This window comes from Ruegeria sp. BI12 (genome assembly GCF_056537985.1).
Genome location: NZ_JBQFSL010000001.1, coordinates 1,588,384 through 1,603,642 on the forward strand (window position 1 = coordinate 1,588,384; position 15,259 = coordinate 1,603,642).

Genomic DNA, 15,259 nt, shown 5'->3' on the forward strand with positions numbered 1-15,259 from the left:
GACTGGCATCGCCCGGCCACAAGTCCCGGCGTTCAGGACGAGCGGCCTCGGGATCCGAGAGCCATGCACCCCGCGTTTCGTCACGACGCCATCGTGACCGAGGTGCATGGTGAAATCGCTAAATCAGCTTTTGAGTCGCGTCAAGCCGGGCTGAGGCCCCGCAGACGTTCTGACCGGCGGCGCAGCAGTTCGACCGTAGTCAACAGCGCGATTGAGATCACCACAAGGATGGTCGCGACGGCCAGAATGGTCGGGCTGATCTGCTCGCGCAGGCCGGTGAACATCTGCCACGGCAGTGTCTTCTGGCTGGCCGAGCCGACAAACAGAACCACCACAACTTCGTCAAACGAAGTGATAAAGGCGAACAGTCCACCCGAAATCACACCCGGCAGGATCAGAGGCATCTGGATTTTGAAGAACGTCCGCACCGGACCCGCGCCCATATTCGCAGCAGCCCTCGTTAGTGACTGGTCGAATCCCACCAACGTCGCGGTCACCGTGATGATCACGAAAGGAATCCCGAGAACAGCATGGGCTAGCACAACTTTGACATATCCGACGAAGTTCTTGTTCATGCCAAGCGAGCCTTCAAGAAAACGACCGATGTCACTGTAGAAAAAGAACATACCGGTGGCCGAAATGATCAGCGGCACGATCATCGGTGAGATCAGGATGCCCATGATCGCCCGGCGCCCGGGAACGTGCGACTGACTAAGGCCAATCGCCGCCAGTGTTCCCAACGTGACCGAGATAATGGTCGCAATCGGGGCAATGATCAGCGAGTTCTTGAAGCTGCGCTGCCATTCATTGTTGGTGAAGAAGTCACGGTAGTGCTTCAGCGAATAACCCTCAGGGTCCAGACGCAGCATTTCCGGCGTAAAGGTGAAGAAGTCCTGCGCATTGAACGACAGAGGCAGAACCACAAGGATCGGCGTGATCAGGAACACGAAAATCGCCCCGCAGATTACCCGGAAAGTATAGTGCCACAACACCTGTCCTGCTGTCATGTAAGGCAGCAGTTTTTGGCGATAGCGCCCTTCGTAGAGCCAGAAGATGAAGAAGGCAAAAAACCATCCTGCCAAAAGTCCGACGATCAAGCCCGTGATGCCCGCAAAGAAAAACCCGATGGCAGCAAGTCCAAGGATCGTGATCCAACGCGCGACGCGTTCATTGTCCAGTACGTTGATGTACAACCACGCCAGACCTGCCATCAGTGCAGCGCCGATCACAATGCCCAGCAGGACATTGTCCTGCCCGGCGCCGACGAACATGCCCAGAAATCCTCCGGCGATTGCGACAGTCGGCAGAACCATCGACAGCGGTTTGCGGGATATTGGTGTAAGTGCAGCCATATTCTTTATCCCAGCTTGACGTTATCAATGCCGACGATCTTGTCGTAGCACCAGTAAAGTAGAAGAACGACCGCCAGTAGTATTGTCCCCAGCGCCGCAGCCAGTCCCCAGTTGAGTGACGACGAAATGTGATACGCAATCCGGTTCGAGATGAAGACACCTTTGGTGCCGCCTACGATCTCGGGCGTGATGTAGTAGCCGATCGCCAGAATGAACACGAGGATCGACCCCGCGCCGATGCCTGGAATGGATTGGGGGAAGTAAATCCGCCAGAAGGTCGTCCAGTTCGTAGCGCCCATGGATTTCGCCGCGCGAGTGTAAGTCGGCGGGATCGTCTGCATGACCGAATACATCGGCAGGATCATGAACGGCAGCAGGATATGCGTCATCGCAATGATCGTGCCGAATTGGTTGTTGATGATCACCAGCCTTGCATCATCGGCAACAAACCCCAGCCAGACCAGCGTCTCGTTGATCACCCCTTGCTGTTGCAACATCACTTTCCACGCAGACGTCCGCACCAGCAGCGAGGTCCAGAACGGAAGCAGCACCAAAATCATCAGCAGGTTCGAAACGCGCATCGGCAGATTGGCCAGCAGGTACGAGATCGGATAGGCCAGCAGAATACAAGAGCCAGTAATAATCAGCGACATGAACAAGGTCCGCCCGAACAGTTTGATAAGGATACGTTTATCTTCGGGTTGGGCCTGCGCACCTTCTGGCGTGCGCTGCATATCAACGGCGTTCAGGAAGTACCCATTGGTGATCGGCACTGCATGCGTCTTGATCACACGCCAGGTATTCACATCCCCCCAGCCGTCGTGAATCTCGATCAGCTTTTCCTTGAACGGCGCGTCAGCTTCTGGGTCCAATCGTTTGATCTTGCGTCCCGATTGCCTGAACATCGAGGACATTCCTGTCTGTTCGTAGTTCAGGCGTGAACCCAGTTTCGTATGTTCTTTTGCGTCAATTGCGGCGACCATATCTTTGGCAAAGGCCGCATACAGCGCCTCATCCGGTAGCTCTCCGCTTTCGGCATCCCAATTCTGCAACTCGACCACCGTAAGGGGAAGCGTTTGGGACACTATCCCGTTCTCAACCGAGCGGAACAGCATCGAAACGATCGGGATCACAAAGGACAGCAGTACAAACAGCAGCAAGGGCGCAATCAGAGCCAAAGCCCGAAGTTTTCGGCGGCGCAAGGACCGCGCCAGAGATTTCTTCAGCGGCGTGCCATCGGCAGCAAGCATCGGACCGGATTGAGTAGCGTCAGTCATCTGCGTCCCTTGGTCTTAGGTAAGCCGGGGCCAATGGCGGCCCCGGCCGTGTTTCTCAGAACCGGCTTATTTTGCCAGCCATGCCTGGAATTTCGCGTCGATATCGTCGCGGTAGTCAGCCCAGAACTCGTAGTTGTACAGGAACGTGTTCTTAGCGTTTTCCGGATCAGTCGGCATGTGTGGTGCCATGTCGATACCCAGATCGGCGTGCTGACCAACCAGTGGTGCCGAAGACGCACGTGCCGGGCCGTACGAGATGTACTTGGCCTGATCCGCCAGACGCTGCGTGTCTGTTGCGAACATGATGTAGTCCAAGGCACGCTGCTGGCGCTCTTCGCTCAGACCGGCGGGAATGATCCAGCCATCCAGATCGAATACCTGCGCGTCCCACAGCATGGCAACGGGCTGCTTCTGCTCTTCGATCACACTGAACAGGCGACCGTTATAGGTTGAGCCCATGATGACTTCGCCGTCGGCCAGCAACTGAGGCGTATCTGCACCTGCGGACCACCAGACAACGCTGTCCTTGATGGTGTCCAACTTGGCCAGAGCTTGATCCTGCCCTTCCGGGGTCGCCAGAACGTCATAAACGTCGTCTTTAGCAACGCCGTCACATAGCAGCGCCCATTCCATGTTGTTGATCGGACGTTTTTCCAGCGAACGTTTGCCCGGGTAGTTTTCCAGGTCAAACACTGCGCAGATTTCGGTCGGAGGGTTATCGCCGACCAGATCGGTGCGATAGCCGAATGTGGTCGAGTACACGATCTGCGGGATAAAGCAGTCGCTGACCAGTAGATCGCCGAAGTCGTCGGAGGCAGACGTCCCATCCGGCGCCGGAGCCAGCTGGGTGTCAAAGTCGATTTCCAGCGCCAGACCTTCGTCGCAAAGACGAATGGCGTCCGCGGCAACAACGTCAACAACATCCCAGGTAACGTTGCCAGCTTCGTTCATGGCCCGCAGTTTGGCAACCGCCTCGGCCGAGCTGTCATCATTCAGGATGGTGACGCCGGTCTTTTCTGAATAGGGCTCGTGATAGGCCTTCAGTTGCGATTTGGAATAGGCTCCGCCCCAAGAGACGATCGTCATCTCTTCGGCTGACACGGCGCCGGCAACAGCCACAATCGCACTCGCCATTAGAGTGGTTTTGGTAACTTTCATCGTTAACTCCCTGTTTTCCCGTTAATCTTTGTCATTGCGGTTGGGCCACGGGGTAACCCACGCATGCCTTTCCCCGCACATATTGGTTACACGAGCGGGGTAATTCCTGATCAGGCGTCCAATGCCCGGCAGTCGCGCGCAAGCCAGCCGATCTCGACCTCCTGGCCCGGCGACAGCCTGATAGCGTCCGGTGCGTTGCGAGTCTTGATGATAAAATCATCATTCCCGGCAACCGACAGACGGAAGCGGAAGACGTCGCCCATGTAAATGAACTCTTTCACCGTTGCCTTCAGCGTGTGCGCGTCGGCGTGCAGACGATCCTTGTTGAACTCCACCCGCTCGGGCCGGATTGACACTTTGGTCCGGTCTCCCGCCGCGTGGACATTGACTGGCTTTGCATCAATTTCAGATCCATCATCCAGCGTCACAACACATTCGTCGCCGTTGATAGATTTAACAACGCCTTCCAAAGTGTTGTTTTCACCAATGAACTGAGCAACGAAGCTATTCTCCGGCTCTTCGTACAGCAAGTCCGGCGGTGCAAGCTGCTGAATGCGCCCATCATCGAACACCGCGACGCGATCCGACATTGTCAGCGCTTCGGTCTGGTCGTGGGTTACATAGACGGTGGTGATACCCAGTTCATGCGCCAGACGTGTGATTTCAAACTGCATATGCTCGCGCAGTTGTTTGTCCAGCGCGCCCAACGGTTCATCCATCAAGACCAGTTCGGGTTCGAACACCAGCGCGCGTGCCAAAGCGATCCGTTGTTGCTGACCCCCGGACAATTGCGCCGGTCGGCGGCTACCAAAGGCCCCCATCTGGACCATATCAAGTGCCCGGCGGACCTTTTCCTCTCGCGCATCCTTGCCAATATTCCGCACTTCCAGCGGAAAGGACAGATTTTCTGCCACCGTCATGTGCGGGAACAAAGCGTAGTTCTGGAATACCATGCCGATACCGCGTTTATGCGGTGGGATATTGTTGATCGGCCGTCCGTCCAACATAATCTCGCCATGTGTGGCTGTTTCAAAACCTGCCAGCATCATCAGGCAAGTTGTCTTGCCGGACCCCGAGGGCCCAAGCATTGTAAGAAACTCACCCTTCGGCATTGAAAGGTTGAGGTCTTTTACAACAAGGATCTCGCCATCATAGGATTTTTGGACATGCTGAAACTCGACGAACGCTGCGTCATTAGACATTTACCGATTAGTCTCCCCTGTGCGGTCCCTGCTTGCCCGGTTCATCCGGATCTCAAAGACCTGTCGCAGCCATTTAAGGACATGCAGGGTGCTACGCGCAACCAAAATTTGTCGCCTGTTTAACGATTAGGTCGATTGAAGCAAGGTTTTCACGCGGAATTTAGTTTTCGCATGTGCCACGCAAGGCTTTGATTGCTGGAAAGCACCGGTTTTTTCAGGTGTTCCTGCACCATTGGAATAACATCAAAAGTTCTTAGATTCGTGCAACTTAGAAAAACAGCTTCAACTGATTCATCCTGCCCAAGTTTCACTGCAGCCTCAATCAGAGACTTCCGCGAAATCCGTGCTACTTTGGCTTCTTCGGCTTCTCCGAATGTGCCAAAAACATCCATCGAAATCCCGTTTTTCGAAAATGCGTTACGTAAGGGATCGTTCACTTCTTCGATATACGGTGACAAAAGCGCAAACTTTGCGACACCAAGGTCGTGGGCACATGCGGATGCCGCGCGTAATGGGTTGGTAACAACCGACGCCTCGCAGGTCATTTGAACCATTTGCTCGACCTGTTCCGAGCCGATAACCGAGCTGGCAGAGGTGCACCCATACCCCACAACACGGTATGGGCGGGTCTTGGGCAACAGATCAGCAGCAGCGGGTAAGGCTGTTTTCATCTCGGCCAATGTATCGGTGGTCACCTCTTTCCCGCTGGGTATTCTGGAGACGTAGATGGGACAACTGCGATCAGAAAAATATGCGTTGAATTCCGGCTCAAGCGTTTCGTCTGTCTGGAGGACAATTAAACCCATCGGGGGTGTGGCGGGATCATCTGCGTCAATGGCATAAGGCAAACGCGTCATATCTCGGGCAACTCCTGATCAGCGCGGGGACTAATAATGCGAGGCTCGCCTTCAGTTATTACGATGTTCTCTTCGTGAACAAGGATCTTGTCACCAACGGCAATGCCCGGCTCAAGCGTCAGGACCATGCCCGGCTCTAACACCGTATGGTCGGTTGGAATAAGGGACGGCCATTCTGTCAGCGACATGCCCAGACCGTGCCCCAATCGCCCTGCCCCCGTATCGGCGTCGCCGCGCGACAGCACAGAATTCATTGCCTGAAACAAATCTGCTGCCGTGGCGCCAGGACGCGCAATCTCGAATGCCGCATCCGAAGCCTCGATCAGGGCACCGTAGGCCGACTTCACCTGTGCATTGGCTGAGCCGATGGCCCAATTGCGGTCGTAGTCGCAGAAATACCCATCCCAAACCAGACCGGTATCCAGCATCAGAACATCGCCCTGCTGCAGCCGCGTATCGGTCGCGGGGGAAATTACATCTGTGTAGCCACCCTGTTCCGCGCCGCCGGCAAGATACGGAACCCAATCGGCCCCCTCGTCCAGACACAGCATCTGGAACCGGCGAAAAACCGCATCCAGCGCCACACCTTCTTTCGCAATTTCGGAAACCCTTTGAAACGCGCGCCCGGCGATAGCGCAAGCCGTTTCGATCTTTGCAATTTCCGCTGATGATTTCACCATTCGCAGCGCGCGAATGATACCTTCATCGCCACAAATTTCGCGCGGACCGATCGCCTGCTGCAGACGTCGAAGATCTGCTAGCGGAATTCTGACATGCGTTTCATGCCCATCGGGCAATCCTATCCTCGCGCCGTTGGGGCTCACCTCGCGAAGGGTCTCGGCCAATAGGCTGATACCGTCGTCCATCAAATCTGGTGCAGTCCAGATTCGAATGTCGTCAATCCATGTTTCTGCCATTAGCGCGGCCCCGATCGAAGGGATCACGGCAATCGGCTTGCCGCTCGCGGGAACGATCAGAAACCAGGGACGCGTTGGGCTTTCCCAAAACCGCGTTAGATACCCGGTAAAATACCGGACTTCAGGTTCCGTCGTCAGAAGCAACGCTGATAAACCTGAGGCTTGCATCCTGCGCTGCGCGCGATCGGTGCGCGCAGCGAACTCTGAGTTGTCAAACCCCCTCATTCAGCGCCCTCGGAAAAGGTGCCCGAAACCTTCGCCCACGACATCGGTTGAAGGGTGCGGAGCGGGAAAAATCTGCTTTTGGTCGTCGCGATGAGAAGGCGGTGAGATTCTCAATTTGGTGTCTTTCCTGTGATGCCCATTGACGTGATCGCATTCGTCAAGTTCTGTCAACAAAACTCGCCCCAGACAGGAGCCTAAAATGCCCCATTCTGCCACGGCCTTCAGCCATGCCGAGTATGACCGCAGATTGGCAAAGACCCGCGCTGCCATGGCAGCAGCAGGTTTGGATGCCCTGTTTATCGAAGATCCTTCGAACATGGCATGGCTGACGGGTTATGACGGCTGGTCATTCTATGTGCATCAAGGTGTGCTGGTCCTGCACGACGCCGACCCGGTCTGGTGGGGTCGCAATCAAGACGCAAATGGCGCGCGTAGAACTGTTTGGATGACGAGTGATCGAATCCGCGGTTATGCGGACGAATACGTGCAATCCACCGTGCGTCATCCAATGCAGGATTTGGCCGCATTGATTACGGATGCCGGTATTGCCAAGGGGCGTATTGGTGTTGAGCTGGACAATTATTACTACTCAGCCAAGGCACACCTGACATTGCTGGCAGAGCTACCCGAAGCACAGCTTGTCGACGCAAACGCTTTGGTCAACTGGCAGCGTGCGGTTAAATCCGACGAAGAAATCGTGCTGATACGAAAGGCGGCTCGGATATCCGAGCATGTAACCGACGGCGTATTGGAGCGCATTGAACCGGGTATGCGCAAGAATGATCTAGTCGCACAAATCTACCACGATGCTGTCACCGGAGTTGGCAGCGATTGGGGTGACTACGCAGCCATTGTGCCCCTGCTCCCGTCCGGCCCGGATGCCGCTGCCCCGCACCTGACATGGGATGGCGAACCATTCAAAACCGGTGAGTGCACGTTTTTCGAACTGTCTGGTTGCTATCGCCGTTACCACGCACCATTCTGTCGCTCGGTCTTTTTGGGGAACCCACCCGACTATTTGCTTCGTGCTGAAGCCGCCCTCGTAGAAGGGCTTGAGGCGGGACTAGAAGCCGCGCGTGCCGGTAATCAGGCGCGTGACATCGCATTGGCACTGGCTGCCCCGCTGGAACGGGCCGGTATCGAACGCGGCGCGCGATGCGGTTATCCGATTGGCCTCAGCTATCCACCCGATTGGGGCGAACGCACGATTTCCCTGCGACCCGAGGATGAGACCGTACTGGAACCCGGTATGACCTTTCACTTCATGCCCGGCCTTTGGATGGACGATTGGGGGTTGGAGATTACTGAGTCGATCCTCATCACTGAGTCCGGACCTGCCGAATGTTTCTGCAACCGCCCCAGAAAGCTGTTTGTAAAGCCATGACCTTACCGAGAACCCTGGAACTATTAGCGGACCTGATCGCTTTTGAGACGGTGTCAGCAGATTCGAATCTGGAAATGATCAGCTATCTGACCGAACGGCTCGAGGCACTGGGCGCGCGATGTATCGTCACGCGGGACAAGACTGGCACCAAGGCCAATGTGTTTGCCACGATCGGCCCCGATCAACCCGGTGGTATCCTTCTGTCCGGCCATACGGATGTGGTGCCGGTGGCCGATCAGGACTGGACGACAGATCCGTTTAAGTTGGCGGAAAGTGACGGCAAACTCTACGGTCGCGGCACATGCGACATGAAGGGCTTTATCGCTGCGGCGGTGGCTTTCGGCGAAACACTGGATGTCGGGAAGCTGACCCAGCCGCTGCACTTTGCCTTTACTTACGATGAGGAAGTCGGCTGCCTTGGCGCCCAAACGCTGGTTGATGATCTGTCTGATCGCGGCATTGTCCCGGACATTGCAATTATTGGCGAGCCGACCGAGATGCGCGTTATCGAGGGTCACAAGGGCTGCTTTGAATATACCACCCGCTTCTACGGGCTAGAGGGGCACAGCTCTGCTCCCGATGACGGGGTGAATGCTGCAGAGTATGCTGCACGATATATCGGCAAACTGCTGGAGTTGCGCCACATTCTCAAGTCTCGCGCACCGGCAGACAGCCGGTTCGAGCCGCCCTGGACCACTGTCAATATCGGGCAAATCACCGGGGGTGTTGCCCACAATGTCATCGCCAGCAAGGCCGAGGTTTTGTGGGAGATGCGGCCTGTGCAAGCAAGTGACGCTGACCTCGTCAAAAAGACCCTTTCGGACTACGTACAGCATTCACTGTTGCCGGAAATGCAAGCGGTCCACAGTGACTCGAGTATCACGCAAGAGGCTATCGCCGAGGTCGAAGGCCTTGAGCCCATGGAAGAAAACGCAGCCCGTGATCTGGTCGCCGAACTGACCGGGGCCAACGGTACAGGTGTTGTTGCCTTTGCGACCGAGGCCGGATTGTTTCAGAAGCTTGGCGTTCACGCGATCGTTTGCGGGCCAGGTTCAATCGCGCAGGCCCACAAGGCGGACGAGTTCCTCGAGATTGAACAGTTGGATATGTGCTGCAGAATGCTAACCCGCTTAGGTCATCGCCTCACCCGTTAACCGCATCCGTGGGTGCGGTCATATTTTGACCGATCTGGCTGCACATGCGCAGCCCGCGCGTCCTCGCCTGGGTCGTAGACTTCCATCACCAACGGATAGCAGGCCGCCGCGTCTGAGGAGTGTTCCGAGGAACAATCCCCTCCGGGGCACGCAGACAGGCCGACGATCAGATCGATTTCTGCGTGGAACTCAAGGTAATCGCCGGGGCGTACCGGGCTGGCTTTCATAAAATACTGGCCGGTATCGCGGGTAAATCCAGTGCACATGAACACGTTCAGCACGTCATGCACCAGCATCTCGGCCTCATGCAGCGGCAGGTCGCAATGGCTGGCCAGCGCGCGGGTCAGGTTAGAGTGGCAGCAATAGTGATAGTCGTCCCCCGAAAGCAAACGCCCGGTATACGGATCACACCGTGTGCCAATCACGTCATGGACCGATCCGCCATAGGAATCGAACCCGTACCAATCCAGAGTATCGGCAATGATCGTCGCCATCGGTCGCATGTTGGGAAAGCTCGACCACATCCGGTCTCCGGTGGACAGGTGCGTGCCGTGCAGCGCGCGGGTTTTGCCGGAGTAGAACCGCTCGGTCAGGTCATGCTTGTTCCACATGTTCAGGTCACCGACCTGCGGGCCATCGACCGATACCACCCTGACAAAAGCGCCTGCGGGAACTTCAATACAGGCCGCATCGCGCGGCGCTGCTATGACTTCGGCCGTTTTGACCGCGCCTTCGCGCAGAATAGACAAGGTGGTTAAGTCTGGTGGATCAAGCGATTCCGGCGGGTAGCAGATAACTGGCGCAATCGCCTTGCGGTCTGCCGCATCTACGGGCGGCGGGAAGTTTGGTTTTACTAGCTTCATAGTCGCCTCCCATCCCGGCCCGATGCCCTGCTTTGCCGATTCTTTAACGCATTATGAAGGGGTTCGCCATCGGCTCTTGCGCGGTGCTGATCCAGGTGGTCTTGGTTCTGGTGTAATCCAGGATCGCCTCAACGCCGGCCTCGCGACCATATCCCGACTGATTGAACCCGCCAAACGGCGCGATAGGAGAGATCGCGCGATAGGTGTTCACCCAGCAGATGCCGGCCCTGATCCGTTTTGATACACGATGCGCGCGCGCCAGGTTCTGAGTGAATACACCGGACCCCAACCCGTAGGGCGTGCTGTTTGCCAGCGCGATGGCTTCTTCTTCGGAGTCAAACGGCAACAAAGACATCACAGGCCCGAACATTTCGATTTTCAGTGTTTCGGTTTCTCGCGTTTTGCACTCAACCAAAGTGGGGTTCATGTAATTCCCGGGACGATCCGCAGCTTCTCCGCCGAGATGAATTACAGCTCCCTGCGCCCGCGCTTTGTCCAAAGTCTCTTCGATCTTGCGCACCTGCGCTGCCGTGCAAAGCGGTCCAACATGCGTTTCGGGCTGCAAAGGATCACCCAACCGGATGACGCTGGCCTTTTCGGCGATCCGTTCGACCAGAGGTTCCAGGATCGACCGATGCACCAGACCGCGCGTACCTGCCACACAACTTTGGCCTGATGCGCCAAAATTTCCCGCAATCAGGCCATTTGCTGCACCGTCCAGATCAGCATCTTCGAACACGAGGATCGGAGATTTTCCACCCAGTTCCAGAGAGGTGACGGCAAAGTTCTCGGCTGAGTTTCGCACCACATGGCGGGCGGTCTCAGGCCCGCCGGTAAAAGCAATTCGGTCGACATCAGGATGGCGGGTCAGTGGAATTGCGCAGTTTTCCGCGTCACCGGTGATGACCGACACAACACCGGGCGGGAACCCCGCTTGTTCGATCAGCTTTGCGAATTCCAGCATCGGCGCTGGTGCTATTTCCGACGCCTTCAGCACCACAGAGCACCCTGCAGCCAACGCCGGGCCCAGCTTGGTCGCGGTCAGGAACATTTGCGCGTTCCACGGCACAATGGCGGCAACAACGCCGATCGCTTCGCGTGTGGTAAAGACGTGCATGTCAGGCTTGTCGATCGGCAGGACCGTGCCTTCGACCTTGTCTGCCAGGCCCGCAAAGTAACGGTAGTAATCCGCGACATACCCGGTTTGTGCCGAGGTTTCTGCCAACAACTTTCCGCTGTCGGTCGTCTCCAACTCACCCAGCCGGGCCGCGTTCTCGGCAACCAATTCGGCCAGTCGATACAAAAGTTTGCCCCGCTGGGTCTGCGTCATATCCCGCCATTCAGGATCATCCAAAACACGTTTGGCAGCAGCGATGGCGCGGTCGACATCCTCGGACGAGGCGCAAGCGAAGGTGGCCCATCCTTGACCAGTCGCCGGGTTTTCAGACGTCATTACCTGTGAGGCTGCCCCTTCGGTCCAAGCGCCATCAATAAAAAGCTGAAAATGCGGAAGGTTTCCCATGGTGATCCTCACTGAAATGCTGGCATGACGTCGTCGATGAACCGCGCCAAAGACGCGCGCTTGCGTTCATTGGTCATGCCGCTGTCGACCCAGAACGAAAACTCGTCATATCCCAGATCCTCATAGCGTTTGATCCTGTCAATCACCTGTTGGGCAGTCCCAACTGTCAGATCACAGCCCAATTTTTCTTTGGTATACATCGGGTTCGCGTCCATCTCGGCCTCGGTAATCGGCTTGATCAAGCCCTGTTCAACCGGCCGTTTGTTCATGAACCACGCACCAAAGTAATTGTAGTACCGGCGCAGATCTTGCACGCCCCGTGCTACGTCGTCGTCATCTTTGCCGACATAGGTGTGGTGCAACAGCATGATTTTGGGGCGCGGCCCCGCATAGCTATCGCAGGCATCGTTGAACCGCCCCATCAGTGTTTCAATCTCTTCCATCCCCTGCCACAGCGGGGTGACCTGAATATTGAAACCGTTGTGAACGCCGAATTCATGACTGTTTGGATCCCGCGCGGCGATCCAGATTGGCGGGCCGTCCTTCTGATATGGCTTCGGTGCCGAAGTTGCAGCCGGAAACGCATAGAACTCGCCTTCATGGGCACAGTCGCCTTTCCAGATCTGTGTCAACAGAGGCGTGGACTCGCGCATGCGCTGCCCTGCCTCCCAAGCGTCCATTCCTGGCATCAGACGTTCGTATTCATAAGAATACGCACCGCGCGCGATCCCCAATTCGATCCGTCCTTTTGTCATCTGATCCGCCGCGGCGGCTTCACCGGCCAGTTTGATCGGATGCCAGAACGGCGCAATAACGGTTCCTGTCCCTAGCCGCACATTGCGCGTGTGGTGTGCCAGATCGACCAGAGACAGGAACGGGTTCGGCGCAATGGTGAATTCCATCCCGTGATGTTCACCTGTCCAAACTGCCCGCATGCCCCCGTCATCAGCCATCTTCACCAGGCTCACGAATTCATCATACAGAACATCGTGAGGCTGATCCGGGGTCAGACGTTCCACGTGGGCAAACAGTGAAAACTCCATCAAATGGCTCCTTTACCGAAACTGTGAATTTCGCCGCGTTCGGCGTCACCGAGATACAGCCCGAAAACGCCCTCGCGGGCTTCAAGGGCGTAGCGGGTCATCATGTGGTGCAAGCTGTTACTGGCGTAAGTCAGATCGGTTAGATCACCGATATCTACCCATTCGGCATTTTCTATCGGGGTGTTCTGAGCACAAGACGCCAGAAAGAACGTGTATTGAAGGTTCGTTTCCGCATCGTTAAACGACGAATAGACCTGTTCAATCTGCGCCTGAATACCACGACCGGAAAGGCCTTGTGCCAACCTGTTGCGTTGCCCTCCGGGTTCTGCACCGGCGATTTGAACCGGGCGAAACGCGCCGTCGTGGCGCTCCAGAAGAACCTTTTCATTCGCCGCAACGATCGCTCCGCAGATCGTTGGCACCCGGGCGTCCATCTCACGCTCAAGTCCAAGACTGAAATACGATCCGTTCACATACCCCAGACCGTTACCACCGATATGGTTGAACTCTTTGACGCGGCCAATCAGCACCGTGTGGTCACCGGTAGGCAGCGCCTGATGCGTTTCACAGCTGAATTGCGCCAGTGCCCCGTCGATCAGCGGCAACCCGTTTGGGCCGTCGCGATGCATCACCCGACCAAATCGGTCGCCCTTGAAGCTTGCGAAGGTGTTGGAAATATCCTGCTGACCATCCGCCAGAACATTCACCGCAAAATGCGAGCATCCGGCAAAGGTATCGTGGCTGGACAGAAATTTGCCGGGGCAGACCAACAGCAAAGGCGGATCAAGCGACACGGATGTGAAGGAATTCGCTGTGAACCCAACGGGAGTACCAGAGGTATCGCGGGTCGTCACAACCGTCACGCCGGTCATGAAATTGCCGAACGCGTCACGCAAGGCACGAGTGTCAATCTGGGTCATGGCAGGCACCTCCGCACGAACTCAAGCAGCTTGGAGTTAACGTCAGCCGGGTGTGTCATGGGCATCATATGAGCGGCTTCAGGAACGATCCCGACCCGCCCGTTTGATACCTGTTGCGCCATGCCACGTGACATGTCCGGCGTGGAATTCGGCTCGTCTGCGCCCGTCATAAACAACGCCGGGCATTCGATTTTCGCCAGTTGCGCGTCTGTCAGCCCATCGCTTTCGGCAAAAACTGTATAGGCTGCCTTGTAAGCACCCGGATTGACCTCTGTCAGCCATCGCGAACAGGCGTTGCGCTCATCGGTTGCCTGATCGCCAAACCAACGTTGCAGAGTCCCGGAAGGGTCATTCACGGACCATGCATCCAACGCAGCCGCACGCGACTGTACTGCCGCGCGCGCGTCCGGGGATCTGCGGTAGATCGCGTTTAGCGCGGCCACGCCCATCACTTGATCATGACGTGACGCTGCAATGTCCAAAGCGATCAATGCACCCATCGAGTGTCCAACCAGCACGGCAGGTTCAGTCAGCAGGGCCGCAATCGGATCGGCGTACCCTTTCAATCCAATGGGGCGGTTGAACAGGGTTTCCCCGTGGCCGGGCATGTCCGGACACAGAACCCGGTACCCAGCGGCGGAGAGTGCATCAATTTGCGCGCCCCAGGCTTCCGCCCTTAGCCCAACGCCGTGGAGCAGAACCACGAGAGGCCCCTCTCCGGCGTCAATGGCTGAAAGCCCGCCGATGTCAGACCGAGGCCGGGTTGTCCACGTCATGGCCCAGATCCTTCAAATCCTGATAACGATCTCCGATGCGATGATGCGGACGGCCCGAGGTCGCGCCGCCCAAAACCACGACAATCTCATCTGCGCGGGGTGCGTCGGGAATCGCAAATTGCAGCGTCAGGTAATGCGACCTGCGGCCCGCATCGTTCTTGTCCATCAACGGCACCATGATTGGTGTGTTCGCTGGCCCCCTGGTATTTGTGAACGACAGATAGGATTTAGCGCCGACTGCCTGCCGGAAGGTATTTCCGAAATGCAACGTGTGGATCAGGCCCGAGGCATGTTCGACCTCTCCGTCCAGTCCTACGACAGCCGCCTTACCATAGGCTTCTATCGCTTCACCACTTCCGGCAAGTGCGATCATCCTGTCGGTCAGTTCCTGACCCAGGATTGGGCCATAGGCCAGAATTTCGGGCCGCAGGTCCTCGACATAGCGCCCCGCCCAAGGGTTGGTCACAACCGCCGCCACGGCGAACATTCGCCACGGCCGGTCGGCTTTGCGAAACCCTTCGACCAGCACTTCTTCGTCAAAGGTCACTATTTTTCGAATTTCCGGCTGCACGATATCCCCCAATCTTGAGTATGGAAAATATCTTTGAT

General features: G+C 56.6%; 14 protein-coding genes. 2 read left to right on the forward strand and 12 right to left on the reverse strand.

Features of this window, described 5'->3' with window-relative positions; all coding sequences use genetic code 11:
• Positions 1–140: 140 nt before the first annotated feature.
• From ACR0AK_RS08190 to ACR0AK_RS08215, 6 genes are all read right to left on the reverse strand, one after another.
• Positions 141–1,352: an ABC transporter permease gene (locus ACR0AK_RS08190; RefSeq protein WP_170557623.1), complete on the reverse strand. Its 1,212-nt coding sequence runs from the start codon at positions 1,350–1,352 to the stop codon at positions 141–143.
• A 5-nt stretch (positions 1,353–1,357) separates the two neighbouring features.
• Positions 1,358–2,629: an ABC transporter permease gene (locus ACR0AK_RS08195; RefSeq protein ID WP_170557625.1), complete on the reverse strand. Its 1,272-nt coding sequence runs from the start codon at positions 2,627–2,629 to the stop codon at positions 1,358–1,360.
• Positions 2,630–2,695: 66 nt separating this feature from the next.
• Entirely contained in the window at positions 2,696–3,787 is a 1,092-nt protein-coding gene (locus ACR0AK_RS08200; RefSeq protein ID WP_480792957.1) for an extracellular solute-binding protein, read from the reverse strand.
• A 110-nt stretch (positions 3,788–3,897) separates the two neighbouring features.
• A complete protein-coding gene (locus tag ACR0AK_RS08205) occupies positions 3,898–4,989 on the reverse strand; it encodes an ABC transporter ATP-binding protein (protein WP_170557630.1) in 1,092 nt (363 codons plus the stop codon).
• Positions 4,990–5,138: 149 nt separating this feature from the next.
• Positions 5,139–5,846, reverse strand: coding sequence for a maleate cis-trans isomerase family protein (locus ACR0AK_RS08210; protein ID WP_480792958.1), 708 nt, complete (start codon positions 5,844–5,846; stop codon positions 5,139–5,141).
• Positions 5,843–6,988 (reverse strand): M24 family metallopeptidase, encoded by a 1,146-nt coding sequence (locus tag ACR0AK_RS08215; protein WP_480792959.1) that lies wholly within the window; start codon positions 6,986–6,988, stop codon positions 5,843–5,845. Before ACR0AK_RS08215 ends, ACR0AK_RS08210 begins: the two co-directional genes overlap by 4 nt.
• Before the next feature lie 199 nt (positions 6,989–7,187).
• On the opposite strand from ACR0AK_RS08215, the gene ACR0AK_RS08220 reads away from it, so the two are divergent.
• Positions 7,188–8,372, forward strand: coding sequence for a M24 family metallopeptidase (locus ACR0AK_RS08220; RefSeq protein ID WP_480792960.1), 1,185 nt, complete (start codon positions 7,188–7,190; stop codon positions 8,370–8,372).
• Positions 8,369–9,526 (forward strand): acetylornithine deacetylase, encoded by a 1,158-nt coding sequence (gene argE, locus ACR0AK_RS08225; protein ID WP_480792961.1) that lies wholly within the window; start codon positions 8,369–8,371, stop codon positions 9,524–9,526. The genes ACR0AK_RS08220 and argE overlap by 4 nt, the downstream gene beginning before the upstream one ends.
• On the opposite strand, the gene ACR0AK_RS08230 is transcribed toward argE, so the two are convergent.
• Genes ACR0AK_RS08230 through ACR0AK_RS08255 form a run of 6 tightly spaced genes read right to left on the reverse strand, consistent with a single transcriptional unit; the run spans position 9,523 to position 15,221 of the window.
• Positions 9,523–10,389: an urea carboxylase-associated family protein gene (locus ACR0AK_RS08230; RefSeq protein ID WP_480792962.1), complete on the reverse strand. Its 867-nt coding sequence runs from the start codon at positions 10,387–10,389 to the stop codon at positions 9,523–9,525. The genes argE and ACR0AK_RS08230 overlap by 4 nt on opposite strands.
• A gap of 43 nt (positions 10,390–10,432) precedes the next feature.
• Entirely contained in the window at positions 10,433–11,911 is a 1,479-nt protein-coding gene (locus ACR0AK_RS08235) for an aldehyde dehydrogenase (protein ID WP_480792963.1), read from the reverse strand.
• 8 nt (positions 11,912–11,919) lie between these two features.
• Complete coding sequence (locus ACR0AK_RS08240; protein ID WP_480792964.1) at positions 11,920–12,954, reverse strand: LLM class flavin-dependent oxidoreductase; 1,035 nt, start codon at positions 12,952–12,954, stop codon at positions 11,920–11,922.
• Positions 12,954–13,874 (reverse strand): flavin reductase family protein, encoded by a 921-nt coding sequence (locus ACR0AK_RS08245; protein ID WP_480792965.1) that lies wholly within the window; start codon positions 13,872–13,874, stop codon positions 12,954–12,956. Before ACR0AK_RS08245 ends, ACR0AK_RS08240 begins: the two co-directional genes overlap by 1 nt.
• Positions 13,871–14,650 carry an alpha/beta fold hydrolase gene (locus ACR0AK_RS08250; protein WP_480792966.1) on the reverse strand — a complete coding sequence of 260 codons (780 nt, stop codon included), beginning with the start codon at positions 14,648–14,650 and terminating at the stop codon, positions 13,871–13,873. The genes ACR0AK_RS08245 and ACR0AK_RS08250 overlap by 4 nt, the downstream gene beginning before the upstream one ends.
• The gene (locus tag ACR0AK_RS08255) at positions 14,622–15,221 is read right to left on the reverse strand and encodes an amino acid synthesis family protein (RefSeq protein WP_480792967.1); all 600 of its coding nucleotides are present in this window, start codon (positions 15,219–15,221) and stop codon (positions 14,622–14,624) included. Before ACR0AK_RS08255 ends, ACR0AK_RS08250 begins: the two co-directional genes overlap by 29 nt.
• Positions 15,222–15,259 lie beyond the last annotated feature (38 nt).